Genomic DNA, 25,511 nt, shown 5'->3' on the forward strand with positions numbered 1-25,511 from the left:
CCTTTACGCGTCGTGTCGGCTTACTTGCCGAGGAGCTTCTTGGCGACCTTGGCGTCGACGTTCGGAAGCACCTGGTCCTGGTTCAGGCGGCGCGTACGACGGCTCGTCTTGAGCTCCAGGTGGTGGCGCATGCCGGCCTGCTGCTTCATCACCTTGCCGCTGCCGGTGAGCTTGAAACGCTTCTTGGCCCCGGAGTGGGTCTTCTGCTTGGGCATTATTTCTCCTCATCGGTGGCGGATTCGGTTTCCGCCTCGGTGGCCGTCTCGCCGGATCGCTGCTGCTGGGAGCGCGCCCGGTTGGCGGCACGTTGTGCGTTGGCCTCGGCTTTGGCCTCCGACTTGTTCTTCAACGGGCCGATGACCATGACCATGTTGCGGCCGTCGATGGTCGGGGTCGATTCCACGGAACCGAACTCCGCGACATCCTCGGCGAACCGCTGCAGCAAGCGCACGCCCTGCTCGGGCCGGGACTGCTCGCGCCCGCGGAACAGGATCATGGCCTTGACCTTGTCGCCGGACTTGAGGAATCCCTCGGCGCGCTTGCGCTTCGTCTCGTAGTCGTGTTTGTCGATCTTGAGGCGGAACCGCACCTCTTTCAGCACGGTGTTCGCCTGGTTGCGCCTGGCCTCTTTGGCCTTCTGCGCAGCCTCGTACTTGAACTTGCCGTAATCCATGATCTTGGCCACCGGAGGCTTCGAGTTCGGAGCCACCTCGACGAGGTCCATGTCTGCTTCCTGCGCGAGACGGATGGCGACCTCGATCTTGACGACGCCGATCTGCTCTCCGCCGGGGCCGACGAGGCGGACCTCGGGCACGCGGATACGGTCATTGGTACGGGGATCGCTGATGCGTGTCTCCTCTGATCGAACATTGCTGTGAACGGCACCCGCGACGGCGTCGCAGGTGGTCGGCAGAGGTCTCACACACGTGCGATCCGTACTCGCGAACGGCCGCGCATCCCGCACCCTTTTCGTCAGCCTCGGCGACTTTCGTCGCGCGAAGCGGAGTGCGTAACGACCCGGTAACCTGATGAAGCGGTCATCGCGGGTGGGAGAGTCTCCACTTTTCCTTTCGGGGCATGATGCTCCGAAAGCCCGACACAGCTTAGCAGACAACCGGGTCGCGAGCCGAATCGTCCGCCGATGCCCTTCACCATGTCCACCTGCCGCGGAGGCCCCATGTCCGATCAGCACATCCACCGATTCGACGGAGGCGATGCCGCACTGCAGGCCGAAGCTGCGGCGCTGGCAGAGGCAACGCGCGACATCGCGGATGTGCCGGCCGTCGAGGTGATCACCACCACGGCCGTGCACCTGATGAGCGCAGCCGCCGTGAAGTGCGGGCTCGCCGACGACCCGGATGCGCAGACGGACCTGGACGAGGCACGCAAGCTGATCGACGCGTTGGCCGGTCTGGTGACGGCCAGCGCCCAGCACATCGGCGACCAGCACGCGCGCAGTCTGCGCGATGGCCTGCGGAGCCTGCAGCTTGCGTTCCGCGAGACATCCGCCATCCCGGATGCACCCGGCTCGGGACCGGGAGAGAAGTACACCGGCCCGGTGAACTGACCGGCTGCGCTCAGTCTGCGGAACGCAGGCGGAGGGTCATCGAGTCGACGCGATCCGCGATGAGTGCCGAGGCGGCCCAAGCCGACGTGAGTCGCGTCACGACGGTGTCGAGGGCATCCCGGTCGAGACCGGGGCGCAGTGTCAGCGTCACCACGACCTCGGCGCCCTGCAATCGGGCAGTCGGGTCGCCGGCCGAGAGCGCCACTGCCTGTACCGCCGGTTCGTGCTGGGATGCCTCGGTGAAGGCCGCGAAGACGTCGTCGTCCTGCCACGGCGACGTCCACGGCTCCCCCGTGGCCAGCGCCTTCACCACGGGACGGCGGAGCACGAACTCGGTGGGAGCCGTCGGGTCGATCACTACGAGCTCCGTCTGCTCGCTCGCCGCTGCCAAGGCGACGCGCGGCCCGACGGCGGGAACGGGGCGGGCCAGCGCATTCCACGCAGTCATGGTCTGCACGGACGAGAACGCGGGCAGCACCGCCCGGCCGTCCGGCGCCCGCACAGTGGCGATCGAAAGCTCCTGCGTCTTGTCGACGAGGTGTCCATCCGGTGTCTCGCCGACATCCCCTGCGTGGGCGAGCAGAGGCACGAGCAGACGTGCGGAACGAAGCGCATCGACCACGGCCCGCTGACCGGCAGCTCCTTGCCCGAACGCGGTCAGGGCGGTCAGCAGAGCCGGATCCGCCGAGCCGTCGTCGCTCGACGCCTGCACCTGTTCGAAGGAGCGCCCTTCCCACGGCAGACCGGCCGAGTCCGCCCGGTCGGTCGAGCCGAAGCGGTGACGGGAGCCCTCAGCGCCGGGCAACGTCCAGCGCCTCCGGAAGCGTGAAAGCGCCGGAGTAGAGCGCCTTTCCGACGATCGCGCCCTCCACGCCGAGCGGGACGAGCTCCCGGAGGGCGACGATGTCGTCCAGGCTGGAGACTCCGCCGGAGGCGACCACCGGGCGGTCCGTGCGAGCCGTGACCTGACGCAGAAGGTCGAGGTTCGGCCCGCGCAGGGTGCCGTCCTTGGTGACGTCCGTGACGACGTAGCGCGCGCATCCGGCGTCTTCGAGCTGTGCGAGCACCTCCCAGAGATCGCCGCCGTCCTGCGTCCACCCGCGGGCCGCGAGGGTGGTTCCACGTACGTCGAGACCGACAGCGATCGCCTCGCCGTAGCGCGAGATCACATCGGATGCCCACTGCGGGTTCTCCAGCGCCGCGGTGCCGAGATTCACGCGCTTCGCCCCGAGCTCGAGCGCGTGCTCCAGCGAAGCATCGTCGCGGATGCCGCCCGACAGCTCGATCTTCACGTCGTGCCTCGATCGCATCACCGCCTTGAGCACGTCACGGTTGTGGCCGCGGCCGAACGCCGCATCGAGGTCGACCAGATGAATCCACTCGGCACCCTGCTCCGCCCACTCCTGCGCCGCATCGACCGGGTCTCCGTAGCTGGTCTCGCTTCCCGCTTCGCCCTGGGTCAGCCGCACCGCCTTCCCGTCGGCGATGTCGACGGCCGGGAGCAGCACGAGTTCGGGGGTGTCGCTGATGGGGCTCATGAGTGGCTTGCTCTTTCGATGACGCGGACTGAAGGCGAGAGGACGATCGGATGCCGCAGCCTAGGCGGCGAGGACGGGCAGGCTCTGCACCCAGTTGCTCAGCAGCCGCATGCCTGCGCGACCCGATTTCTCCGGGTGGAACTGGGTGGCCGAGAGCGGTCCGTTCTCCACGGCGGCGACGAATCGGCCGCCGTGGTCGGCCCAGGTGAGCTTTGCGGCTTGGAACCGGCCCGATGGCTCGAGTTCCCAGCGCTGGGCCGCATACGAGTGCACGAAGTAGAAGCGCTCATCGCGCACGCCGTCGAAGAGCACAGAGTCGACGGGCGCGTCCACCGTGTTCCAGCCCATGTGCGGGAGCACGCCGGATTCCAGCCGCTCGACGGTGCCGGGCCACTCGCCTAGGCCCTCCGCGTCGTGCCCATGCTCGACGCCACACTCGAACAGCACCTGCATGCCCACACAGATGCCGAGCACCGGGCGCCCGCCTGCGAGACGCCGGTCGATGATCTCGGCGCCGTGCACCGCCCGCAGTTGATCGACGACCGCCTTGAAGGCGCCAACGCCAGGTACCACCAGCCCGTCGGCAGCCATCGCCGCGTGCCGGTCGCTCGTAAGCGTGACATCCGCTCCGACCGCCTCGAGCGCCTTGGCCGCCGAGTGCACGTTGCCCGAACCGTAGTCGAGCACGACGACAGTGGGCGAAGATCCGTCGGCCGGGCCGTTCGTCACAGTGCGCCCTTGGTCGACGGAATGCCTTGCACGAGCGGGTCGAGGGCTTTCGCCTGCCGGAAGGCGCGGGCGAATGCCTTGAATTCCGCCTCCGCGATGTGGTGCGGATCGCGACCGCCGAGCACGCGCACGTGGACGGTGAGCGCGGCGTTGAACGCGATGGCCTCGAAGACGTGGCGCACCATCGATCCCGTGAAGTGACCGCCGATCAGGTGGTGCTCGAAGCCGGCCGGCTCACCGGAGTGCACGAGATACGGCCGCCCGGAGATATCGACCACTGCCTGCACGAGCGCCTCGTCGAGCGGCACCGTCGCGTCGCCGTAGCGCGAGATGCCGGATTTGTCGCCCAGGGCATCCCTGATTGCCAGCCCGAAGACGATGCCGACGTCTTCCACGGTGTGGTGTACGTCGATCTCGATGTCCCCCTTGGCACGCACCGTCAGATCGGTGAGCGAGTGCTTGGCGAACGCGGTGAGCAGGTGGTCGTAGAAGGGCACCGTCGTGTGCACGCTGCTGCGGCCCGTGCCGTCCAGATCGAGCGACAGCTCAATGCTCGACTCGCTGGTCTCGCGGCGGATGCTCGCACTGCGGCTGCTCATGCCGTCAAGCCTAATTGAGCGAGGTGGCCGTGCTCGCCGTCGTCGCGGACGCCGGTGCCGCAGTCAGCTCGGCCATGGCATCGAGGAAGACCGTGGTCTCCGCCTCCGTGCCGGCGCTCACGCGCAGGTGATGGGGGATGCCGACGTCGCGCACCAGGATGCCCCGCTCCTTCAGCGCGAGGAACATCGCGTGCGGGTCGTCCACACCGCCGAACAGCACGAAGTTGCTGCCGGAGTCGTGCACGGCAAAGCCGAGCTCCGCCAGTCGTGATGCGATCCGGTCTCGTTGAACGACGATGTCGTGCACCGTCGCGAGCATCTCACCGGAGTGCCGCAGAGCGGCCACTGCCGCCGCCTGCGTCAGAACCGAGAGGTGATACGGCAGCCGTACGAGACGAAGGGCGTCTGCTACGGCGGGGTCGGCCGCGAGATACCCGAGCCGCACACCGGCGAAAGCGAACGCCTTGCTCATCGTGCGAGAAACGATCAGTCGTTCACGACCGGGAAGCAGCGTCAGCGCACTCGGCGCAGCCTCGGGCATGAACTCCTGGTACGCCTCGTCGACGACCACGATGCCGTCTGTCACGTCGTAGACCGCTTCGACGACGTCCAGCTCGAGCGGGGTTCCGGTCGGATTGTTCGGTGCGCACAGGATGACGACGTCCGGACGGTGCTCCAGAACTGCGGCGGCCGCGTGGTCGGGGGTGACGACGAAGTCCGGCTCGCGATCGGCGGCGATCCACCCGGTACCCGTGCCGGCGGCGAGCAAGGGATACATCGAATAGGTCGGCGCGAAGCCGAGTGCGCTGCGTCCGGGGCCGCCGAACGCCTGCAGAATCTGCTGCAGCACCTCGTTGGAGCCGTTCGCCGCCCAGATGTTGGAGGCATCCAGACCATGGCCCAAGTAGCCGGCCAGCGCCTCGCGCAACTCGAAGAACTCCCGGTCCGGATAGCGGTTCGCGCCCTTCAGCGCCGTACCGACCGACTGGAGGATGTCTGCCACGACGTCGTCCGGAATCGGATGGGTGTTCTCGTTGACGTTCAGTGCGACAGGCACAGGAGACTGCGGCGCGCCGTACGGCGACTTGCCGCGCAGATCATCGCGGAGCGGGAGGTCGGAGAACGAGATCACTCGTCAATGCTAGGGCGACCTGTCACCGGCTCGATTCGTCGAACTCATGCGGGATCGCCAGTTGCTCTCCTGCCTGGATCGTGCTCGACGACAGTCCGTTCAGGTCCACGAACGCGGCGACCACGTCACGCGGGTCGCTGCGCGGGGCCACACGCTCCGCGATGCTCCACAGCGACTCGCCCGGCTGCACCGTGAGGTGATGGAACGATGCGCCCGGGGACCGGATGCCCGCCATGGCGCCGCCGCTGGCAAGCAGTGCCCCACCGCCGACGAGGAGCGGCAGAACGATGAGCGCCGACAGCACGACGCGGCCACGACGCGTGAGGCGAGTGCGGACGCGTGAGGGCCGGGCATCGGCCGCTGCGCGAAGACGAACGGGCGCCGCCGGAATGTTTCGGGCGGAGTGCGCCAGTGCGATGGTCGTCATGACCGTCTCCCTTCAGTCTCGAACCCGTGTTCCGAATCTATCTTCGATTCTCGCGGATTTCAACGATATGTTCGGATCTGCCTCGTTCGAGTTGTCAACACGCTCGAACAAAGTCGCCGATCCAGGCCGAAACCCGGATAGAGTTTCGATCTGTCAGGAACACCTCAACACGCACCACCGACATTCGTTACGAGAGGCCCGGGGCATTCGCCGCAGGAGACGTTCGAAACGTTCGTCGTAGACCGGGTATCACCTCGGCGGATCTCTCCCCAGGAGCAGCGCAGACCGCCGATGACGAGAGGAAGAGCACGTTGACCGACGTCGATGGCCCACAGCACGATGGCCGGCAGTCCTCTGCCGCGGCCGTAGCGGGCTCCGCTGCCCGCGGTAGCCGCGCGGAGAAGCCGCGCACGCGGCGGCGCAAGAACCTCAGCGACAAGCAGCGCGCGATTCTCGAGGTCATCCAGCGTTCGGTGAGCAAGCGCGGGTATCCGCCCAGCATGCGTGAGATCGGCGACGCGGTCGGACTCGCGTCACTCTCCAGCGTGGCTCATCAGCTGGGTCAGCTCGAGCTGAGCGGATACCTGCGCCGCGACCCGAACCGGCCTCGCGCGCTCGAGGTGCTGATCGACCTGCCAGAGGGCACGGGGCGCGCCGAAGCCTCAACGGACTTCGAGACGTCGATCCCGGTCGGTGACGCCACCATGGTGCCCATGGTGGGCCGAATCGCCGCCGGTGTTCCCATCACGGCGGAACAACAGGTCGAGGAGGTGTTCCCGCTCCCCCGGCAACTCGTCGGCAACGGCGAGCTGTTCATGCTGAAGGTTCAGGGCGAGTCGATGATCGACGCCGCGATCTGCGATGGCGACTGGGTAGTAGTGCGGCAGCAGAAGACTGCGGAGAACGGCGACATCGTCGCGGCGATGCTCGACGGGGAGGCCACCGTCAAGGTCTTCCGGCAACGGGACGGACACACCTGGCTTTTGCCGCGCAACTCGGCATACGAACCGATCCTCGGTGACTTCGCCGACGTGGTGGGCAAGGTCGTCGCCGTGCTGCGCGCGGTCTGATCACACCCGCGGGCAACTCGGCCGTGTCGTCGATGCACGTGACCGTGGAGTTCGCACCGGAGGTACACGGCACCGCGATGCGGTTCGTGCACGGCGAGCTCCGCGGCGCTTCCGAGCACGATTACGCGCAGAGCCGGAGACGAACGTTCGCGAAGCTCGACCGCGTGCTTACGGCGGATGCCAGCGGCTGACGGCAGCCGTCGGCATCCGCCGTCGTTCACTACGCCGGCTGCTTCTCGCGAACCGCCCGAGTCGCCTCGATGATGTTCTTCAGCGACGCGACCGTCTCGTCGTATCCACGCGTCTTGAGGCCGCAGTCCGGGTTCACCCATACCTGCCGCTCCGGAATACCGCCCAAGGCCTTCTCAAGCAGCTCGGTGACCTCACCCACCGACGGCACGCGCGGAGAGTGGATGTCGTAGACACCGGGGCCGATGCCGTGGTCGAAGCCGCTGGCCTTGATGTCGTCGACCACCTCCATGCGGCTGCGCGCGGCCTCGATGCTGGTCACGTCGGCATCCAGGTTGCGGATCGCGTCGATGACGACGCCGAACTCGGAGTAACACAGGTGGGTGTGGATCTGCGTCGCGTCGCCGACACCGCTCGTGGCGAGACGGAACGAGCCGACCGACCAGTCGAGGTAGTCCGCCTGATCCTTCTTCTTGAGCGGGAGCAGCTCGCGCAACGCGGGCTCGTCCACCTGCACGATCTGGATCCCCGCGGACTCGAGATCGGCGATCTCATCGCGCAACGCGAGCGCGACCTGCCGTGCCGTGTCGCCGAGCGGCTGGTCGTCGCGCACGAACGACCAGGCGAGAATCGTGACCGGACCGGTGAGCATCCCCTTCACCGGCTTATCGGTCAGCGACTGGGTGTAGGTCGACCATTCGACCGTGATCGGCTTCGGGCGAGACACGTCTCCCCAAAGAATCGACGGCCGGGTGCAACGACTTCCATACGACTGCACCCAGCCGTTCTGCGTCACCGCGAAGCCGTCGAGGTTCTCGGCGAAGTACTGCACCATGTCGTTGCGCTCCGGCTCGCCATGCACGATGACGTCGATGCCGATCTCCTCCTGCAGATCGACGACGCGCTTGATCTCCGCCTGCATGAGCCCGAGGTACTCCGCCTCGGTGATGATGCCCTTCGCGAACTGGGCACGTGCGCGCCGGATATCGCCGGTCTGCGGGAACGAGCCGATCGTGGTCGTGGGCAGCAGCGGGAGACCGAGCGCGGCATCCTGAGCAGCGAGCCGGGCTGCGTAGTCACCGCGCCGGAAGTCCGCGTCGGTGAGCGCTTCGGCGCGAGCGCGCACAGCCCCGTCGCGCACACCGGGCGCACCCAGCCGGTCGGAAAGAGCGGCGGATGCCTGTGCCAGCTCCTCCTGGATCGCCTCGTGTCCATCCTCCAGACCGCGCGCCAGCGTAGCGACCTGCCCGACCTTCTGGTCGGCGAACGCGAGCCAGGACTTGAGCCGGCCGTCCAGCGCCGGCTCGTCCTCGACGTCGTGCGGCACGTGCAGGAGCGAGGTCGAGGTGGATGCCGCGAGGTTCGGCGACAGCGCCAGCAACGACTCGAGGGCACCGAACGCGGCCTCCAGGTCGCCGCGCCAGACGTTGTGGCCGTCGATCACACCACCCACCACGGTCTTACCGCGCAGAGCCGCCTTCGTGTCGGCATCCAGCTGCGACGGGATGCTTCCGCGCACGAGGTCGAGCGAGATCGCCTCGATGTTCGTGGCGGCGAGCACCGCAAGGGCGTCGTCGAGACTGCCGTAGGGCGCCGCGACCAACAGGCTCGGCCGGTCGGACGCGCTGCCAAGCGCCTCGTACGCGACGCGGGCTGCGGCGAGCAGGTCGGCTCGGGTGTCGTCGAGGCTCTCGCTCACCAGAGCGGGCTCGTCCAGCTGGACCCACTCGGCGCCCGCCGCCTTCAACTCGGAAAGAAGCCGCGCGTAGACAGGGAGCACGTCCCCGAGCCGCGACAACGGCCGGAAGTCCGCGGGTGCACCGTCGGCCGGCTTGCTGAGCGCCAGGAACGTGACCGGTCCGACGATGACCGGGCGGGTGAGGTATCCGTCGACCTTCGCTTCTTCGAACTCGCGGACGAGTCGATCGGACGCCAGCCGGAAGCTGGCGTCAGGTGCGATCTCGGGCACCAGATAGTGGTAGTTCGAATCGAACCACTTCGTCATCTCCAGCGGGGCGTCGTCGCCTGCACCACGGGCGATCGTGAAGTAGCCGGCGAGGTCGACGCGGCCATCGGCATCCTGCAGGGCCGCGAAACGTGCGGGCACCGCGCCGAGTGTGATCGCGGCATCCAGCACCTGGTCGTAGTAGCTGAATGTCTCGGGAATGGCGGAGTCGGTCTTGCCGAGGCCGAGCCGTGACAACCGGTCGCGCGTGGCACGACGGAGCTCCGCTGCCGTCGTCTCGAGCTCGTCCGCGGTGATCGTGCCCGCCCAGAACGCCTCGACGGCTTTCTTGAGCTCGCGGCGACGGCCGATGCGCGGGTACCCGACGATCGTGCCGGTCGGGAAGGTGGAGGAGGTCATGCGCTTTCCTTCTGTTTGCTGGCCTGCTGGTGTGGGATGGTCGTGATCGCCTCGACTGCCGTCTTCGCCGCGAAGTCTTCCTCGAGCGCCGATGGGTCGATCAGACCGCAGCGCTCGAGCACCGCGAGCGACGTCTGCGGCTGGTTGAACGTGCACAGGTGGATGCCTGGGGCGCCGCCGGCGATGAGCCGTTCCGTGAGCTGGGCGGCATGCTCGATGCCGATCTCACGTCTGCCCTCGTCGGTGGGTTCCACTTCGAGGCGGATGCTGAGATCGCTTGGAAGGTCCTCGCCGTTCAGCTCCAGAATGCGGCGAAGTCGCGCCGGTGAGGTCACGGGCATGATGCCGGGCAGGATGGGCAGCGTCACGCCCGCGCGGCGTGCGCGCTCGACGAAGGCGAAGTAGTCCTCGGCGTGGAAGAACAGCTGGGTGATCGCAAGGTTCGCACCCTGCGCCTGTTTCGCAAGAAGGGTGTCGATGTCCTGCTCGATCGAACGGGAACGCGGATGTCCGTTGAGGTAGGCGGCGACGGCGATCGTGACCTTCTCGCGCCTGCCGACGGCGCTCGCATGCGTGAGGCCGGGCATCGGGATCTCACGGTATGGGGCGTGCTCGGCCTGAATTCGGTGAATCAACTGCACGAGCTCCGCAGCGCTGTGCAGGTCGCCGAGCGGGGCATCCTCCGACGCACCCACGGGCGGATCGCCACGCACTGCAAGGAACCGGGTGACGCCCGCGCCCAGGAACTCGCGGATCATGCGGCCGGCCTGCTCGTGGGACGAACCGACGCAGGTCAGGTGGGCCATCGCCGGCACCGGCGTGTTCTGGGTGATGTACCTGACCACCTCGAGCGAGTTCGCGTGTGACGAGCCGCCCGCACCGTACGTGACCGAGATGAAGCGCGGCTGGACGGCGGCGAGGCGCTGGATGGTGCGCGGCAGAGCACGCGCGGCCGCCTCATTGCGAGGTGGATACAGCTCGAACGAGAAGGGCGTTCCGACCGGGCAGCGCCCCTCGTCTGAACGCGGCCCGTCACACGGAGGCACGGAGGCCGAGCCGTCGTCGGCGTGCTGTGCACTCATGGCGGCTCCCCACTAGGGCGGCGCGGAGGCTGTCGATCGCAACTGATGGCCGAAGGCATCCGCACCGCATCGTTCGCGACCGCTGATGCAGCGGCCGCTCATTCACGCGGCTCGGGGCGGGTGCCGGGCTCGGCTGTCGCTCCAGTCGAACAGGCCGGCTCGGCCGTGCTCGACGAACAATGCGATCACAGTAACAAAGCGCCGCGGGAACGGATACTGCGTGTTACGCAGCGCTACAAAGCACCCAGCTACGTCAGGCGACGACCGGCTGCGCGCGGAACGGCTCGAAGACGGGCACGAACTCGGGCGCCACCTTGGCGGTGACCCTGGTGCCATCCGGCTCGTACGCCGTGTGCATCACCCGGCCGCGCTCGTGCAGCGCCGAGACGAGATCTCCCCTGTCATACGGGATCAGCACATCGATCTCGACGGACCGATCGGGCAGCGCGCGAGCGATCGCCGAGAGCACCTCGTCTATGCCTTCACCCGTGCGTGCGGACGCGAACACCGCTGCCGGCTCCAGCCCGCGCAGCTCGAGACGTCGACCATCGTCGATGAGGTCCGCCTTGTTGAAGACCACCAGCTCCGGGATGTCGCGGCCACCGACCTCCCCGATCACGTCCCGAACAGTGCCGAGCTGAGCCGCGGGGTCGGGGTGGGAGGCATCGACGACGTGCACGATCACATCCGCGTCGGCGACCTCTTCCAGCGTCGACCGAAACGCCTCGACCAGCTGATGCGGAAGATTGCGCACGAAACCCACGGTGTCGGCAAGCGTGTACAGGCGCCCGTCGGCGGTGATCGAGCGCCGCACTGTGGCATCCAGCGTGGCGAACAGCGCGTTCTCGACGAGCACACCGGCCTTGGTGATGCGGTTCAGCAGGCTCGACTTGCCGGCATTCGTATACCCGGCGATGGCCACCGACGGCACACTGTTGCGGCGGCGGTTGGCGCGCTTCGCCTCGCGTGCCGGCTTGAAGTCCTTGATCTGCCTGCGCAGCTTCGCCATACGGGAGTGGATGCGCCGGCGATCCAGCTCGATCTTCGTCTCACCGGGACCACGGCTGCCCATACCGGCGCCTGCGCGGCCGACCTGGCCGCCGGCCTGCCGGCTCATCGACTCGCCCCAGCCGCGCAAACGCGGGAGCAGGTACTCGAGCTGCGCCAGCTCCACCTGCGCCTTGCCCTCGCGGCTCTTCGCATGCTGACTGAAGATGTCGAGGATCACGGCGGTGCGATCGATCACCTTGACCTTGACGATGTCTTCGAGCGCGCGCCTCTGACTCGGCGCCAGCTCGGTGTCGGCGACGACCGTATCTGCACCGAGTGCTTTGACGATGTCGTGCAGCTCCTGCGCCTTTCCGCTGCCGAGATAGGTACCGGGATCGGGGTGCGGTCGCCGCTGCAGCAGGCCGTCGAGCACAACGGCGCCGGCCGTTTCGGCCAATGCCGCGAGTTCGCGCAAGGAGTTCTCGGCATCCAGCTGCGTGCCCGCCGAGTAGACGCCGATCAGCACCACGTTCTCGAGCCGTAGCTGCCGATACTCGACCTCGGTGACGTCTTCGAGCTCCGTCGAGAGGCCCGCGACACGACGTAGGGCCGCGCGCTCTTCGCGGTCGAACTGCTCGCCGTCGTCGGTCTGCCCGTCGGCGGCGGACTGCTGCAGGGCCAGTGCCCCCTGCCCGAAAATCGTCGTTCGAGCGGATGCCTGCTCCGCGCGTGCGAGAACCCGAGCGACGACGTCGTCCTGTGTCTCGTCGCCGCGGGCGGCGGTCACGTCATCGAGCGCGTCATCGCGCCGGTGCTCATCGTGGGTTTGCGTCATCGTGTGGTCAACCATAGTTCTCCCTACCGACAACATCTCGGTGCTGTCATCCTTTTGGTCCCAGCTCCAGCCGGCCGGTACTTTCCTTGTATGGCCAGCGGCGAGCACTACTTCACGTCACGACCCGGCGGGGATGCGAAGCTGCGCCCGCTCGCCGTGCGCCTCGCAGGCCGTGAGGTCGAGCTCGTCACCGCTTCGGGCATCTTCAGCCCCGACCACATCGACATCGGCACGCGGGTGCTCCTGGCCGATGCGCCCGATGCCCCCGCCACGGGCGACCTCCTCGACCTCGGCTGCGGCTGGGGACCGGTCGCTCTCACCCTGGCGCTCGAGTCCCCTGACGCGACCGTCTGGGCCGTCGACGTCAACGAGCGTGCGCTCGACGTCGTGCGCCGCAACGCGTCGACCCTCGGGCTCACGAACGTCAACGCCGTGCTGCCCGACGATGTTCCCGGCCATGTCGCCTTTCGCGCGATCTGGTCGAATCCGCCGATCCGCGTCGGCAAGGACGAACTGCACGCCCTTCTTCTGCGCTGGCTGCCGCGGCTGGAGACGCAGGCGGATGCCTGGCTCGTCGTGCAGCGCAACCTCGGCTCCGACTCGCTTCAGCGGTGGCTCGAGGCGGAGCTTCCCACCGGGTTCGGCGTGCGACGCGCCTCCTCCAGCAAGGGATTCCGTGTGCTGAACGTGCACCGCGAAGAGGCTGTACCGCAGGCAGCTTCCCGCGACTGACGGCGTCAGCTGATCGTGACCTCGCCGTCGTAGACGAGCTCGGCGGGACCCGACAACGCGACGTGCTCGCCATCCTCGGCGGGGAACATCCGCACGCCCAGCGTTCCACCCGGAGTGCGCACCTTCCAGTTGTCCGGAGCGCCGTCTCCGGCCCAGTACCGGGTGGCCAGCGCTGCGGCAGCGGTACCGGTGCCGCACGCCAGAGTCTCACCGCTTCCGCGTTCGTGCACCCGCATGCGGATGCGGCCCACACCGTCGTCGACGAGCGGCTCGAATGGCACGACGAACTCCACGTTCGCGCCGTTCACCGGCTCAGGATCGAGGATCGGCGTGGGTCCGAGATCGAGGCGGTCGAGCTCGTCGTCGTCGGCCAGGGCCACCACCACGTGCGGGTTGCCCACATCGATGCCGACTCCGGGGCGCGCCACTCCCAAGCCCTTGGCCCGGACCGTGGGGTCATCGCCGGTGAGGTGCCAGCGGCCGAGATCGACCTGGAATCCCGACCCGCTCTGCTGCACGTCTCGCACGCCGGCGCGGGTCCCGATCGGAAGGGTCTGGCCGGGCTGCAGGTGGGCGAATCCGCCGTCGATCAGATAGCGGGTGAATACCCGGATGCCGTTGCCGCACATCTCCGCCGGGGTGCCGTCGGCGTTGTGGTAGTCCATGAACCACTCGGCCGTGGGGTCCTCCGAGAGTGCAACACCGCCCTCGGGAATCGCCGACGACTTCACGGCACGGATCACACCGTCAGCACCCACGCCGAAGTGCCGGTCGCAGATCAACGCGATCTGTGCCGCCGTGAGATCGACGACGCCTTCCGGGTCGGCGAAGAGCACGAAGTCGTTGCCGGCGCCGTGGCCCTTGCTGAACGAGAGTGTGGTCACCGCGCAAGCCTATCCAGTACGGCTGCGACGAGCCCACCGCGCGCCACCTCACTCGTATCGGAAGCGTCGAGCCAGGTCGGTTCCGGATACCGCTTGAACCAGGAGACCTGCCGCCGCGCGTATCGGCGGGTGAGCCGTTGCGTCTCAGCGATGGCTTGGTCCTGCGTCAGCTCACCGCGCAGTTGTGCCGCGGCCTGGGCGTAGCCGATCGCCTTCGACGCGGTCGCACCCCGGTCCAGACCTTCGGCGAGAAGGCCACGCACCTCGTCGAGTAGCCCTGATTCCCACATGCGCTCGACGCGGGCATCCAGCCGCTCGACGAGCCGTTCGCGTGGGACGGCAAGGCCGACCACGGTCATCGGTGACCACGGCACCGGCCGCTCGGGAAGGGACGCACCGTGGCCCTTCTGCTGCAGCTCGGCCACCTCCAGAGCACGGATGACGCGTCGCGAGTTCGCCGGATCCACGCGCTCCGCCGTGGCCGCGTCGAGCGCTCGCAGCCGATCCAGCAGCGGGCGGGTGCCGGATGCCTGCGCTTCGGTCTCGAGTCGTGCCCGCAACGCCGCATCCCGCCCGGGGAACGCGAAGTCGTACAGCACCGAGGAGACGTACAGTCCCGACCCGCCGACGAGGATCGGCACCGCTCGCCTGCTGAGGATGTCATCGATCGCGCGCCTGGCGAGCGGCTGATACCACGCGACCGTCGCCTCTTGCGTCACCTCGAGCACGTCGATGAGATGATGCGGAATGCCGCGGCGCTCATCAGGTGCGATTTTGGCGGTGCCGATGTTCATGCCGCGGTAGAACTGCATGGCGTCGGCGCCCACGATCTCGGCCCGGACCCCACGCTCCCTGAGGGCGACCGCGACCTCGAGCGCGAGGTCGCTCTTGCCGGTTCCGGTCGCGCCGACGATCGCGAGGTAGTGAGACGACCCTTCGGAGCCCGCGGGTGAGCGCACGGACGCCTGCTCGGCGGGTTCCCTCACGTCGGACGGATCACCGCTCGCCGTCGGCGAGATCGTAGATCGGCGTCGTGGGACCGGCTGGCGTTCCCTGGTCCAGATAGTGCCGCGGCGAGCCCAGTTCCGATCGGGGACGCAGCCCCGGCAGGCCGAGGGACACCTTGCGCTCGGCACCCGATGACCCGTGCGAGGGCACGGCACAAGACTCGGCCTCCGCGTTGTCCCAGGCGTCCCCCGCTCGGGTGCGGCGCACTCGGAGTGTCTCGCCCGGTTCGGCGTCGGCCAGCAGGTGGAACGGCGCCGCGTGCGTGATGCGTACGCTGACGACGTCGCCAGGCCGCGGGAGCTCCGATCCTTCCGGTACCTCGAAGTGCACGAGGCGGCTGTCTTCGGCGCGTCCGCTCATGCGGTGCGTCTCTGCATCCTTCTTGCCCTCGCCGGTGGCGACGAGCACCTGCACCTCACGGCCGACGAGCTTCTCGTTCTCCTCCAGGCCGATGCGCTCCTGCAGGGCGATCAACCTGTCGTAGCGTTCCTGCACGACATCTTTCGGCACCTGGTCGGCCATGGTGGCGGCGGGGGTGCCGGGTCGCGCGGAGTACTGGAACGTGAACGCCGACGCGAAACGGGCCTGCTCCACGACGCGGAGCGTCTCCTGGAAGTCCTCCTCGGTCTCACCAGGGAACCCGACGATGATGTCGGTGCTGATGGCGGCATCGGGGATGCGGGAGCGGACCCTGTCGAGGATGCCGAGGAACTTCGCCGAACGGTAGCTGCGGCGCATGGCGCGTAGGATCCGGTCCGATCCGGACTGCAGCGGCATGTGCAGCTGTGGCATCACGGCGGGCGTCTCGGCCATGGCGTCGATCACGTCGTCGGTGAACGCAGCGGGATGAGGCGAGGTGAACCGGATGCGCTCCAGCCCCTCGATCTCGCCCGCGGCCCTCAGCAGCTTGCCGAACGCGAGCCGGTCGCCGAAGTCGACGCCGTAGGAGTTCACGTTCTGGCCGAGGAGTGTCACCTCGATGGCGCCGTCGTCGACCAGTGACTTGATCTCGGCGAGCACGTCGCCCGGGCGGCGGTCGTTCTCCTTGCCTCGCAGCGACGGCACGATGCAGAAGGTGCACGTGTTGTTGCAGCCGACCGAGATGGACACCCAGCCGCTGTAGGTGGAGTCCCGTTTCGTGGGAAGCGTCGACGGGAACGTCTCGAGGGCTTCGAGGATCTCAACCTGGGCTTCGTGGTTGTGCCGCGCGCGCTCCAGCAGGTTCGGCAGCGCTCCCATGTTGTGCGTGCCGAACACGACGTCGACCCAGGGAGCCTTCTCCAGGATGACGTTCTTGTCCTTCTGAGCGAGGCAGCCTCCGACGGCGATCTGCATCCCGGCGTGCCGCCTCTTCACGGATGCCAGGTGGCCGAGGTTGCCATAGAGCTTGTTGTCCGCATTCTCGCGCACCGCACACGTGTTGATCACGACGACGTCGGCTTCGGCTCCGGACGCCCGCACGTACCCCGCCGCCTCCAGCGAACCGCTGAGGCGCTCCGAATCGTGCACGTTCATCTGGCAGCCGTAGGTGCGCACCTCGTACGTGCGCACGTGTCCATCGGCATCGACAGCGGCGTCCGACACGGCGATCGATGTCGGAGCCGAGCTGGGTCGGATTCGATCGGCAATGGTCATAGTGCGCACTAGTCTACGTTCGCGTACCTGATCGCTGGATGCGGTGCGGTCTCAGCGGAAACGGACTCCCCCGCTCGCCGTCGAACCGCGCGGGTGCCCCTCCAAAGCCGTGCGCACGGACGCTCGGATGACCTCGCCGTCGTAGCCCTTGCGTGCGAGGTATGCGCTCAGCCGCCTCGCAGCGACGTCGTAGTCGACCGAGCGCAACTGCCGAGCACGGGCCATCGCCAACTCGGTAGCTCGTTCGAGCTCGTCGTCGCCGTCGAGTTCTGCCATCGCATCGGCGATGACCGCGTCGTCGAGGTGTCGCCTACGCAGTTCCCCCTCGATGGCCGCCCGGCCCGACCCCTTGCGAGTGTGCATCGAGTAGACGACAGAGACCGCGAGGGCCGCGTCGTCGAGTAGCCCGAGGCTTTCGAGCCGGTCGAGTTCGGCCGCCGCCGTTTCGCCATCCACCTCACGCTTGGCCAGCACCTGCTCGAGCTCCCAACGGGACATGCCACGCCGTGCGAGCTGATGGATCGCCACGTTGCCGGCGCGTGTCGCCTTGCGGTCTCTGCGATCGAGTTGAGCCGTTGTTGCGTTCTCATCGGCGTCTGCCGCAGCACGGCGCGACAGGGACCGGACCCGGGCGAGCGCATTCTGGGCCGCATCGGACGGCTGGGCGCCCGGCAGGTACGTCACCGGAGCGAGTCCACGCCCCTCAGCTGCCGGCCCGCCGTCAGCGGACCCCGCAGGCGGAAATTGCACCACCATCGTGCGCTCGCCTCGCCTCAGGCGCCCTTGCGCTGTGCGATCTTCGTCTCGATCGACTCGACGTTCGAGACGCTCTCGACCGGTGCATTCGGGTCGACGATCACGCCGAGCTTGACCAGGATCTTGCGCTCGATCTCGGCGGCGATGTCGGGGTTGTCGATCAGGAAGTTGCGCGAGTTCTCCTTGCCCTGACCGAGCTGGTCGCCCTCGTAGGTGTACCAGGCGCCGGACTTCTTCACGATGGCCTGCTCGACGCCGTAGTCCAGAAGACTGCCCTCGCGCGAGATGCCCACGCCGTACAGGATGTCGAACTCGGCCTGCTTGAACGGCGGAGCCATCTTGTTCTTGACGACCTTGACCCTGGTGCGGTTGCCGACGGCCTCCGTGCCGTCCTTCAGCGTCTCGATACGGCGGATGTCGAGTCGCACCGACGCGTAGAACTTGAGCGCCTTGCCGCCGGAGGTCGTCTCGGGGCTGCCGAAGAACACGCCCACCTTCTCGCGAAGCTGGTTGATGAAGATCATCGTGGTGTTCGTCTGGTTGAGCGCACCGGTCAGCTTGCGGAGCGCCTGCGACATGAGCCTGGCTTGGAGACCGACGTGCGAGTCGCCCATCTCGCCCTCGATCTCGGCACGCGGAACGAGCGCGGCGACGGAGTCGATCACGATGAGGTCGATCGATCCGCTTCGCACCAGCATGTCCGCAATCTCCAGCGCCTGCTCCCCCGTATCGGGCTGCGAGACGAGGAGCGAGTCGATGTCGACGCCGAGCTTCTTCGCGTACTCCGGGTCGAGCGCGTGCTCGGCATCGATGAACGCGGCGATTCCGCCGTTCTTCTGGGCGTTGGCGATGGCGTGCAGCGTCAGCGTCGTCTTTCCGGAGGACTCCGGACCGTAGATCTCGACGATGCGGCCACGCGGTAGTCCGCCGATGCCGAGCGCGACATCGAGGGCGATCGAACCCGTGGGGATCACCTCGACGGGAGCACGCTCATCGCTGCCCAGTCGCATGACGGAGCCCTTGCCGAACTGCCGGTCGATCTGAGCGAGAGCGGTCTCGAGTGCCTTTTCGCGATCTGCTGGAGTGGGCATGGTGTGGCTTCCTTTCGCCGGAACAGTCGTCGTGTAATCGCTGCTTCGTACCGTAGGACGCACCTGCGACAACGGGATGCCGGACCGGCGCGAAGTGGATAACTCGCTTCGAGAAGTTCTGTGGACTCAGAGTAGCAACACCCGAACATCTCTTCGTACGATCGCGTGGCGTGTCGGGGCCTTTTTCGAAGTCAGCGTGGTCATCGTCGAGGAGGTGTCGGAAGGCCGGCACCATGCCGGCGTTCGACCGGGACCTCCATCGCCTCGCACAGGGCGAGCCATACGTCGCGCTCAGGCACACCGTCGGCGAGCGCCTGATCCGACGTGCGGTTTCCAAGGCTGTCGATCACGAGGTCGCGAAGCAGAGCCCGGCCGTACTGTTCGCCGAACTCGGCCGCCACGGCCCGTCGGAATTCGCTCGTTCGCACCGCGACAGCATAGGAGATCGTCCCGGCGAACGGTGCCCCTTCCCGGTGGTGAACGGCACCCGGAAGCGGTAGCCTCCATGAAGCAAGTGGCGCCCCGCAGAAGCGGGGCGCCACTTTCGTCTTATCCGGCGAGCAGACTCACCGAGCGACGAGATCCGCGTCCAGCGCGGCGACGAACTCGTCGGGAACAGTGTCGGGGATGACCTGGTCGATGCCCTCGAGCACCGCAAGCCGATCGCCGACTTCACGCATGATCACCGAGATGGGCGTGTCGAGTGCGTCGGCCACCGAAGCGAGGATCTCGCTCGACGCCTCCTTCTGTCCGCGCTCGACCTCGCTGAGGTAACCGAGAGCCACACTCGCCCGGCTTGCGACCTGGCGAAGAGTGCGCCCCTTCTGCAGGCGGAAGTCCCGTAGCACGTCGCCGATTTCTTGACGTACAAGAATCATTGGAGCCTCCTTCTCTCTTCCTGCCACAACCTTCGATCCGTTGTTGTCTTACGGATACCTTCAACGCTACGCGCTTTGACGGTCCATGAACTCTAACCATCGACGACTGGGGTTTGGGTGTGAGTACATAACGCTGTAACAAACTCGAGATACGGGCTATTCCGCCGGCCCTACAGCACGAGCTCGGCCAGGGTGCGGACGGCGACGTCCACTGATTCTGCACGTATCTGGGCCCTCGTTCCCGTCAGCGCCAGCTCGACCACCTCGTCCTCGTCGCCGTGCGAGATTCCGATGAAGACCGTGCCAGGAGAACGCCCGCCCTGCCCGTCCGGTCCTGCCACGCCCGTGGTGGCGACACCGACGTCCGCGGGACGACGGCCGACGGCCAGTGCGGAGCGCACGCCTCTCGCCAGCTGGCGCGCCACCTCGGGATGTACGGGACCGTGTTCTGCCAGCAGCGCGGCATCCACTCCGACGAGCGTGTGCTTGAGCTCCGTGGCGTACACCACGGCACCGCCGAGCACGACGGCGGATGCCCCGGCCGGTCTGGTCAGCTCGGCTGTCAGGGCGCCGCCGGTGAGCGATTCCGCGACCGCGAGAGTCAGCCCGCGCGCAGTGAGTCTGGCGATCAACGCCGCCGTGCGATCTGCGGTGGCCTCCTCGTCCTCGTGCGTCACGGCCGCCGCCCGGAGCCGCGCCGCAGGCGATATGCCGCCCAGAGGTACTCGAGCCCGGACCAGACGGTGAGGACAAGCGCGATGCCCATGAGCACCCAGTTCAGCCAGAAGATCCAGTCGCCCACCACCGTCCACGTCGGCGCCAGCGCGAACGAGATGGCGACGGCCTGCGCGACCGTCTTGAGCTTGCCGCCCCGCCCGGCCGGCACCACGTTGCCACGGCGCAGCTCGACCATGCGCCACACCGTGATGCCCACCTCGCGAACGACGATCACGATCGTCACCCACCACCACAACTCGCCGAGGATCGACAGGCACACCAGCGCACCCGACGTGAGCAGCTTGTCGGCGATCGGGTCGAGGATCTTGCCGAGATCGGTGACGAGCCCCTTGCGCCTCGCGATCGCGCCGTCAACGCCATCCGTCGCGATCGCCACGATGAAGAGTGCCGCGGCGATCCAGCGCAGGATGCCGTCGGCACCCGAATCGGCGAGCAGAAGCCAGAAGAACACCGGTGCGAGCAAGATGCGCACCACCGTGATGAGGTTCGGCAGATTGAAGTTGCCGGGTGCGGTCGGCGCTTCGGCGCGGCCGGAATCGGTCATGCAGCAAGCCTAGGCCCGGGTGGCGGAGCGGAGAGCGCGGGTCGCCTCTACTCGCGCCCCGTCAGCCCCCAGGCGTCTTCGTCGGAGTCACCGTCGACCTCTTCGAGGTCGCTGAACTGTCGCGACACCGGGTCGTCGTAACGGTCGTCGTCGTCCTGTTGGTGCGTCGGCTGACCTGACGGCATGTTCTGGCCCGCCGGAGAAATCGCACTTGGCTGACCGCCCTGCGCTGACTGCTGTGCGGACGCCTGGCCGCTGTCGCCTCCGCGCAACCGCGCCATCACCTGCGGCAGCTGCTCCGGCGTGACGAGCACATCGCGCGCCTTCGATCCCTCGGAGGGCCCGACGATGTCCCGCGACTCGAGCAGGTCCATCAGCCGGCCGGCCTTCGCGAATCCGACGCGGAGTTTGCGCTGCAGCATCGACGTCGACCCGAACTGACTCGACACGATCAGCTCGGCGGCCGCCAGCAACAGGTCGAGGTCGTCGCCGATATCGGAGTCGATCTGCTTCTTCTCCGGCCCGGCAGCGACATCCTGACGGTATTCGGGTCGCGCCTGGCTCGTCACATGGTCGACGACGCGCTGGATCTCGCTCTCGGCGACGTATGCGCCCTGCACGCGGATCGGCTTCGACGCACCCATCGGCAGGAAGAGCCCGTCGCCCTGCCCGATGAGTTTGTCGGCTCCCGGCTGGTCGAGAATGACCCGCGAGTCGGTGACGCTCGCCACCGCGAACGCGAGGCGTGACGGCACGTTCGCCTTGATGAGTCCGGTGACGACGTCCACCGACGGGCGTTGAGTCGCCAGCACGAGGTGGATGCCGGATGCTCGCGCCAACTGCGTGATGCGCACGATCGAGTCCTCGACGTCACGCGGGGCGACCATCATGAGATCGGCAAGTTCGTCGACGACGACGAGCAGGTAGGGGTATGGCTTCAGCTTGCGCTCGCTGCCCTCCGGCAGCACGATCTCGTCGTTGCGCACGGCCTTGTTGAAGTCGTCGATGTGCCGGAACCCGAAGCTGGCCAGGTCGTCGTAGCGCATGTCCATCTCTTTGACGACCCACTGCAACGCCTCAGCGGCCTTCTTCGGGCTCGTGATGATGGGCGTGATGAGGTGCGGAACACCCGCGTACACGGAGAGCTCGACGCGCTTCGGGTCGACGAGCACCATCCGCACATCGCTCGGCTTCGCGCGCATCAGCAGGCTCGTGATCAGCGTGTTCACGAAGATCGACTTACCGGAGCCTGTCGAGCCTGCCACGAGGAGATGCGGCATCTTGGCGAGGTTCGCGACGACGAAGCCGCCGCCGACATCCTTGCCGACGCCGATCGTCATCGGATGGTGGCTGTTCGTCGCGGCAGCCGAGCGAAGCACGTCGCCGAGCGAGACGATCTCGCGATCGGAGTTCGGGATCTCGACACCGATCGCGCTCTTGCCGGGGATCGGCGACAGGATGCGCACCTCGTTCGACGCCACCGCATACGAGAGGTTCTTGCTGAGGGCGGTCACCCGCTCGACCTTCACGCCCGGGCCGAGTTCGATCTCGTACTGCGTGACGGTCGGGCCGCGCGAGAAGCCCGTGACACGGGCATCCACCTGGAACTGGTCGAGCACCGACGTGATCGCCGCCACGACCTCATCGTTCGCCGCCGAACGCGCCTTCGCGGGCGTGCCTGCCGACAGGGTGGATGCCGCCGGCAGCACGTACGGCGCGTCCGGCACCGTCTCCAATGGCCGGGCCGCCTCGGCCGCCGCCTCGTCGAAGTCGTCGTCGGACAGTGCGCCGAATCCCGGCAGCACGGCGGTCGCCGTGTCGGGACGCAGCCCGGTCGGATGCTTGCCCGTCAGAGCGACATCGCCGGTGAACCTGCTGACAGCGTTCTCGGCATCCTGCAGGTCTGCCAGCACCTCGGTCTTGTAGTCCTGCGGTTCCGGCTCGAGTGCGCTGTCGAAGCCGGCGCCTGAGGACGCGACGCCCAGCACCTCGGTGAACGACGTGTCGGCCGGCTCGAATTCCGGGTCCTCCTCGCGGCCGCTCTTGTTGCGACGCCACCACGGCACGTTCTCGTCGGTGTCGGCCGTCTCGTCTTCGGCGGCGTCCTTGCCCCGGCGGGACTTGCGTGACGGGCGCTCCTCCTGCTCGTCGACAGGCTCGGCGGCCGCTTCCGTCTGCGCACCGAAGAGGTACGAATACAGCTCGCCCAGGCGCTTGCCGACGCGGTTCGGCGGAGTCTTCGTGATGATCAGGACGCTCAGCAGCAGAACCACGATCACGATCGCCGCTGCACCGATCGGCGTGGCGACGGCGGCGAGAGGCGCTCCGGCCATCCAGCCGATCACACCACCGGCCTTCGCCAACGCGTCGATGCCGTCGCTCGGCTGGGGCCGGGACGAGAAGATCTCACAGAGCGCCGACACCGTCACCAGAAGAAGCGCGAGACCGATGCCGATGCGCGTGTTGTCGTGCACGGAAGCCGGATGGCGGAACAACCACACGGCGAGCAGCAGCATCACCACAGGGAGACCGAAGGCCACCCGGCCGAACAGGCCGCCGAACGTCCAGGCATCCAGTTGCTGCGCCACCTGGTTGTCGATAAGGAACCACTCGACGACCGCGCCGGCCACGGCGAGCAGCACGATGAAGAACGGGAGGCCGTCGCGGCGCTCCTCCTTGGCGAGCTTCTCCGGCCCGAAGGCGCGCGCCGCTCCTCCCACCAGGTGCGCGAGCCCGAGCCACGCCGTCGTCAGGATGCCGCGCTGCGGATCCGCTGCGGGCAGCACCTTCGTCTTCTGGGTCGCCGTCTGGCGCGACGGCGTGCGCGTGGCCGACGTGCCGCGCGCGCGGGCGCGCGACGTCGACTTGGTGCTCGTGGCCATGGGACAACGGTAGCGGCGGCGGCCGTCATCGCAGCGGAGCACCTGCGGGTGTCTCTCAGATGAGGCAGTCCCGCGTCATTCTCGTGAGCTCGCGCAGAGCCCGGCCCTACGCCTCTATGCGCTGCTCGCCAGTCATCGAGGCTTACGCCTCGATGACCAACGGCACGATCATCGGGCGGCGGCGGTAGCTCGTGTTCACCCAGCGGCCTACGGTGCGCCGCACCACCTGGCTGAGCGCGTGGGCGTCGCGCACGCCGTTGTGGGCGGCATCCGCGAGCGCTGCCGCGATCTTCGGCTTGACGTCGTCGAACACGGCGTCGTCCTCTGCGAAGCCCTTCGCGTGCACCTCAGGCCCGGTGATGATGCGCCCGGTGCCCGCCTCCACCACGACGATGATCGAGATGAAGCCCTCCTCGCCGAGGATCCTGCGGTCCTTGAGGTCCGCATCCGTGATCTCGCCCACCGAAGAGCCATCGACGTACACGAACCCCAGGTCGAGCTGACCGACGATGCGGGCGACGCCGTCGCGCAGGTCGATCACGCTGCCGTCCTCCGCCAGCAGCGTGTTCTCCTCCGGAACGCCGGTGTCTTGTGCCAGCTGGGCGTTGGCGACCAGGTGCCGGTATTCGCCGTGCACCGGCATGACGTTGCGCGGCTTCAGGATGTTGTAGCAGTACAGGAGCTCGCCGGCCGCCGCGTGCCCGGAGACGTGCACCTTGGCGTTGCCCTTGTGCACGACGGTGGCACCGAGCTTCGTGAGGCCGTCGATCACCCGGTACACGGCGTTCTCGTTGCCCGGGATGAGGCTGGAGGCGAGGATGACCGTGTCACCTCGCCCGATCTCGATCTGGTGGTCGAGGTTGGCCATACGCGCGAGAACGGCCATCGGCTCACCCTGGGACCCGGTGGACATGTAGACGACCTTGTCGTCCGGCAGGTCGGCGGCCTTCTTGTAGTCGATGAGCACGCCCTCAGGCACGTGCAGGTATCCAAGGTCGGCGGCGATCGTCATGTTGCGCACCATGGAACGCCCGAGGAGAGCGACGCGGCGACCGTTCGCCGCCGCGGCGTGCAGCACCTGCTGCACCCGGTGCACGTGGCTGGAGAAGCTTGCGACGATCACCCGGCGCGGCGCGCGGGCGATGACGTTGTCGAGCACCGGGCCGATCGAGCGCTCGAGGGCGGTGAACCCGGGCACGTCGGCATTGGTCGAGTCCACCAGGAAGAGGTCGACGCCCTCCTCGCCGAGCCGGGCGAACGCGCGCAGGTCGGTGAGTCGGTCGTCCAGCGGCAGCTGGTCCATCTTGAAGTCGCCGGTATGCAGCACCAGGCCGGCGCTGGTACGGATCGCCACGGCGAGGGCATCCGGAATGGAGTGATTGACCGCCACGAACTCCAGCTCGAACGGTCCGAGTCGTTCGCGGCCGCCCTCCTTCACGGTGAGCGTGTATGGCTGGATGCGGTGCTCCTTGAGCTTCGCCTCCACGAGCGCCAGAGTGAGGCTCGATCCCAGCAGCGGGATGTCCGGCTTCAGTCGCAGCAGGTAGGGCACCGCTCCGATGTGGTCCTCATGGCCGTGCGTGAGCACGACGCCGACGACGTCATCGAGCCGGTCGCGCACCGGTCCGAAGTCGGGGAGGATCAGGTCGACGCCTGGCTGGTCCTGCTCGGGGAAGAGCACGCCGCAGTCGACGATGAGGATCTTGCCGTCGATCTCGAAGACCGTCATGTTGCGGCCGACCTCGCCGAGGCCGCCGGTGGGGATGATGCGGAGGGTTCCCGGCTCGAGAGCGGGCGGGTCGTATACCGACGCGGGCATATGCCGTGCCTTTCGTTGTTC

26 protein-coding genes are annotated in these 25,511 nt (G+C 67.6%); 4 read left to right on the forward strand and 22 right to left on the reverse strand.

The window, feature by feature from the left end; translation table 11 throughout:
- Positions 1–20 precede the first annotated feature (20 nt).
- Positions 21–215, reverse strand: a complete 195-nt coding sequence (rpmI, locus tag ACYVI5_RS02435; protein WP_440296034.1) for a 50S ribosomal protein L35 — start codon at positions 213–215, stop codon at positions 21–23.
- Positions 215–814 carry a translation initiation factor IF-3 gene (gene infC, locus ACYVI5_RS02440; protein ID WP_440296035.1) on the reverse strand — a complete coding sequence of 200 codons (600 nt, stop codon included), beginning with the start codon at positions 812–814 and terminating at the stop codon, positions 215–217. Before infC ends, rpmI begins: the two co-directional genes overlap by 1 nt.
- A 363-nt stretch (positions 815–1,177) precedes the next feature.
- Between infC and ACYVI5_RS02445 the strand changes: the two genes are divergently transcribed.
- On the forward strand, positions 1,178–1,567 hold the full coding sequence (locus ACYVI5_RS02445; RefSeq protein WP_460578845.1) for a DUF1844 domain-containing protein: 390 nt from the start codon (positions 1,178–1,180) through the stop codon (positions 1,565–1,567).
- A gap of 10 nt (positions 1,568–1,577) precedes the next feature.
- Here the strand turns inward: ACYVI5_RS02445 and ACYVI5_RS02450 are convergent, their stop codons facing one another.
- From ACYVI5_RS02450 to ACYVI5_RS02475, 6 genes are read right to left on the reverse strand one after another with little or no spacing between them, the layout of a single operon-like run.
- The gene (locus ACYVI5_RS02450; RefSeq protein WP_460578846.1) at positions 1,578–2,372 is read right to left on the reverse strand and encodes an SseB family protein; all 795 of its coding nucleotides are present in this window, start codon (positions 2,370–2,372) and stop codon (positions 1,578–1,580) included.
- A complete protein-coding gene (gene priA, locus ACYVI5_RS02455) occupies positions 2,359–3,105 on the reverse strand; it encodes a 1-(5-phosphoribosyl)-5-[(5-phosphoribosylamino)methylideneamino] imidazole-4-carboxamide isomerase (RefSeq protein WP_460531773.1) in 747 nt (248 codons plus the stop codon). The genes ACYVI5_RS02450 and priA overlap by 14 nt, the downstream gene beginning before the upstream one ends.
- A gap of 60 nt (positions 3,106–3,165) precedes the next feature.
- The gene (gene hisH, locus ACYVI5_RS02460; RefSeq protein WP_460578847.1) at positions 3,166–3,834 is read right to left on the reverse strand and encodes an imidazole glycerol phosphate synthase subunit HisH; all 669 of its coding nucleotides are present in this window, start codon (positions 3,832–3,834) and stop codon (positions 3,166–3,168) included.
- On the reverse strand, positions 3,831–4,433 hold the full coding sequence (gene hisB / locus ACYVI5_RS02465) for an imidazoleglycerol-phosphate dehydratase (RefSeq protein ID WP_460578848.1): 603 nt from the start codon (positions 4,431–4,433) through the stop codon (positions 3,831–3,833). The genes hisH and hisB overlap by 4 nt, the downstream gene beginning before the upstream one ends.
- 10 nt (positions 4,434–4,443) lie before the next feature.
- Positions 4,444–5,565, reverse strand: coding sequence for a histidinol-phosphate transaminase (locus ACYVI5_RS02470; protein ID WP_460578849.1), 1,122 nt, complete (start codon positions 5,563–5,565; stop codon positions 4,444–4,446).
- A 22-nt stretch (positions 5,566–5,587) separates the two neighbouring features.
- Positions 5,588–5,992: a LysM peptidoglycan-binding domain-containing protein gene (locus ACYVI5_RS02475; RefSeq protein ID WP_460578850.1), complete on the reverse strand. Its 405-nt coding sequence runs from the start codon at positions 5,990–5,992 to the stop codon at positions 5,588–5,590.
- 311 nt (positions 5,993–6,303) lie between these two features.
- Here ACYVI5_RS02475 and lexA point away from each other — a divergent pair, with 311 nt between their 5' ends.
- Together lexA and ACYVI5_RS02485 are read left to right on the forward strand one after the other, a co-directional pair.
- Entirely contained in the window at positions 6,304–7,062 is a 759-nt protein-coding gene (gene lexA, locus ACYVI5_RS02480) for a LexA family protein (protein WP_460578851.1), read from the forward strand.
- 38 nt (positions 7,063–7,100) lie between these two features.
- On the forward strand, positions 7,101–7,253 hold the full coding sequence (locus ACYVI5_RS02485) for a hypothetical protein (RefSeq protein ID WP_460578852.1): 153 nt from the start codon (positions 7,101–7,103) through the stop codon (positions 7,251–7,253).
- Between the two features lie 29 nt (positions 7,254–7,282).
- Here the strand turns inward: ACYVI5_RS02485 and metE are convergent, their stop codons facing one another.
- From metE to hflX, 3 genes are all read right to left on the reverse strand, one after another.
- Complete coding sequence (gene metE / locus ACYVI5_RS02490; RefSeq protein WP_460578853.1) at positions 7,283–9,616, reverse strand: 5-methyltetrahydropteroyltriglutamate--homocysteine S-methyltransferase; 2,334 nt, start codon at positions 9,614–9,616, stop codon at positions 7,283–7,285.
- A complete protein-coding gene (locus ACYVI5_RS02495) occupies positions 9,613–10,698 on the reverse strand; it encodes a methylenetetrahydrofolate reductase (RefSeq protein ID WP_460531751.1) in 1,086 nt (361 codons plus the stop codon). The genes metE and ACYVI5_RS02495 overlap by 4 nt, the downstream gene beginning before the upstream one ends.
- Before the next feature lie 253 nt (positions 10,699–10,951).
- On the reverse strand, positions 10,952–12,523 hold the full coding sequence (gene hflX, locus ACYVI5_RS02500; protein WP_460578854.1) for a GTPase HflX: 1,572 nt from the start codon (positions 12,521–12,523) through the stop codon (positions 10,952–10,954).
- 90 nt (positions 12,524–12,613) lie between these two features.
- Between hflX and ACYVI5_RS02505 the strand changes: the two genes are divergently transcribed.
- A complete protein-coding gene (locus tag ACYVI5_RS02505; RefSeq protein WP_460578855.1) occupies positions 12,614–13,255 on the forward strand; it encodes a class I SAM-dependent methyltransferase in 642 nt (213 codons plus the stop codon).
- Between the two features lie 5 nt (positions 13,256–13,260).
- On the opposite strand, the gene dapF is transcribed toward ACYVI5_RS02505, so the two are convergent.
- The 11 genes from dapF to ACYVI5_RS02560 all read right to left on the reverse strand — a co-directional run bounded on the left by dapF (position 13,261) and on the right by ACYVI5_RS02560 (position 25,490).
- On the reverse strand, positions 13,261–14,139 hold the full coding sequence (dapF, locus tag ACYVI5_RS02510; RefSeq protein WP_460578856.1) for a diaminopimelate epimerase: 879 nt from the start codon (positions 14,137–14,139) through the stop codon (positions 13,261–13,263).
- On the reverse strand, positions 14,136–15,098 hold the full coding sequence (gene miaA, locus ACYVI5_RS02515; protein WP_460578857.1) for a tRNA (adenosine(37)-N6)-dimethylallyltransferase: 963 nt from the start codon (positions 15,096–15,098) through the stop codon (positions 14,136–14,138). The genes dapF and miaA overlap by 4 nt, the downstream gene beginning before the upstream one ends.
- 37 nt (positions 15,099–15,135) lie before the next feature.
- The gene (gene miaB, locus ACYVI5_RS02520; RefSeq protein ID WP_460578858.1) at positions 15,136–16,782 is read right to left on the reverse strand and encodes a tRNA (N6-isopentenyl adenosine(37)-C2)-methylthiotransferase MiaB; all 1,647 of its coding nucleotides are present in this window, start codon (positions 16,780–16,782) and stop codon (positions 15,136–15,138) included.
- 51 nt (positions 16,783–16,833) lie between these two features.
- Positions 16,834–17,466, reverse strand: coding sequence for a regulatory protein RecX (locus tag ACYVI5_RS02525; protein WP_460531735.1), 633 nt, complete (start codon positions 17,464–17,466; stop codon positions 16,834–16,836).
- 89 nt (positions 17,467–17,555) lie between these two features.
- The gene (gene recA / locus ACYVI5_RS02530) at positions 17,556–18,629 is read right to left on the reverse strand and encodes a recombinase RecA (protein WP_460531732.1); all 1,074 of its coding nucleotides are present in this window, start codon (positions 18,627–18,629) and stop codon (positions 17,556–17,558) included.
- Positions 18,630–18,829: 200 nt separating this feature from the next.
- The gene (locus ACYVI5_RS02535; RefSeq protein ID WP_460578859.1) at positions 18,830–19,057 is read right to left on the reverse strand and encodes a DUF3046 domain-containing protein; all 228 of its coding nucleotides are present in this window, start codon (positions 19,055–19,057) and stop codon (positions 18,830–18,832) included.
- A 138-nt stretch (positions 19,058–19,195) separates the two neighbouring features.
- On the reverse strand, positions 19,196–19,507 hold the full coding sequence (locus ACYVI5_RS02540) for a helix-turn-helix domain-containing protein (RefSeq protein WP_170026791.1): 312 nt from the start codon (positions 19,505–19,507) through the stop codon (positions 19,196–19,198).
- Between the two features lie 170 nt (positions 19,508–19,677).
- Entirely contained in the window at positions 19,678–20,184 is a 507-nt protein-coding gene (locus tag ACYVI5_RS02545; RefSeq protein WP_460578860.1) for a CinA family protein, read from the reverse strand.
- Positions 20,181–20,789, reverse strand: a complete 609-nt coding sequence (gene pgsA / locus ACYVI5_RS02550; RefSeq protein ID WP_460531722.1) for a CDP-alcohol phosphatidyltransferase family protein — start codon at positions 20,787–20,789, stop codon at positions 20,181–20,183. The genes ACYVI5_RS02545 and pgsA overlap by 4 nt, the downstream gene beginning before the upstream one ends.
- Before the next feature lie 47 nt (positions 20,790–20,836).
- Positions 20,837–23,671 carry an FtsK/SpoIIIE family DNA translocase gene (locus ACYVI5_RS02555; protein ID WP_460578861.1) on the reverse strand — a complete coding sequence of 945 codons (2,835 nt, stop codon included), beginning with the start codon at positions 23,669–23,671 and terminating at the stop codon, positions 20,837–20,839.
- Between the two features lie 142 nt (positions 23,672–23,813).
- The gene (locus ACYVI5_RS02560) at positions 23,814–25,490 is read right to left on the reverse strand and encodes a ribonuclease J (protein ID WP_460531715.1); all 1,677 of its coding nucleotides are present in this window, start codon (positions 25,488–25,490) and stop codon (positions 23,814–23,816) included.
- Between the last annotated feature and the right edge of the window lie 21 nt (positions 25,491–25,511).

It is taken from the genome of Humibacter ginsengisoli (genome assembly GCF_054780095.1).

What these genes read in the sequence shown, in the direction of transcription:
- ACYVI5_RS02540 (WP_170026791.1), bottom strand. Translation starts at nt 19,507, where the DNA reads ATGATTCTTGTACGTCAAGAAATCGGCGACGTGCTACGGGACTTCCGC.
- ACYVI5_RS02475 (WP_460578850.1), bottom strand. Translation starts at nt 5,992, where the DNA reads ATGACGACCATCGCACTGGCGCACTCCGCCCGAAACATTCCGGCGGCG.
- hisB (WP_460578848.1), bottom strand. Translation starts at nt 4,433, where the DNA reads ATGAGCAGCCGCAGTGCGAGCATCCGCCGCGAGACCAGCGAGTCGAGC.
- ACYVI5_RS02555 (WP_460578861.1), bottom strand. Translation starts at nt 23,671, where the DNA reads ATGGCCACGAGCACCAAGTCGACGTCGCGCGCCCGCGCGCGCGGCACG.
- rpmI (WP_440296034.1), bottom strand. Translation starts at nt 215, where the DNA reads ATGCCCAAGCAGAAGACCCACTCCGGGGCCAAGAAGCGTTTCAAGCTC.
- priA (WP_460531773.1), bottom strand. Translation starts at nt 3,105, where the DNA reads ATGAGCCCCATCAGCGACACCCCCGAACTCGTGCTGCTCCCGGCCGTC.
- hflX (WP_460578854.1), bottom strand. Translation starts at nt 12,523, where the DNA reads ATGACGCAAACCCACGATGAGCACCGGCGCGATGACGCGCTCGATGAC.
- ACYVI5_RS02495 (WP_460531751.1), bottom strand. Translation starts at nt 10,698, where the DNA reads ATGAGTGCACAGCACGCCGACGACGGCTCGGCCTCCGTGCCTCCGTGT.
- recA (WP_460531732.1), bottom strand. Translation starts at nt 18,629, where the DNA reads ATGCCCACTCCAGCAGATCGCGAAAAGGCACTCGAGACCGCTCTCGCT.
- metE (WP_460578853.1), bottom strand. Translation starts at nt 9,616, where the DNA reads ATGACCTCCTCCACCTTCCCGACCGGCACGATCGTCGGGTACCCGCGC.
- miaB (WP_460578858.1), bottom strand. Translation starts at nt 16,782, where the DNA reads ATGACCATTGCCGATCGAATCCGACCCAGCTCGGCTCCGACATCGATC.
- pgsA (WP_460531722.1), bottom strand. Translation starts at nt 20,789, where the DNA reads ATGACCGATTCCGGCCGCGCCGAAGCGCCGACCGCACCCGGCAACTTC.
- ACYVI5_RS02445 (WP_460578845.1), top strand. Translation starts at nt 1,178, where the DNA reads ATGTCCGATCAGCACATCCACCGATTCGACGGAGGCGATGCCGCACTG.
- ACYVI5_RS02505 (WP_460578855.1), top strand. Translation starts at nt 12,614, where the DNA reads ATGGCCAGCGGCGAGCACTACTTCACGTCACGACCCGGCGGGGATGCG.
- ACYVI5_RS02560 (WP_460531715.1), bottom strand. Translation starts at nt 25,490, where the DNA reads ATGCCCGCGTCGGTATACGACCCGCCCGCTCTCGAGCCGGGAACCCTC.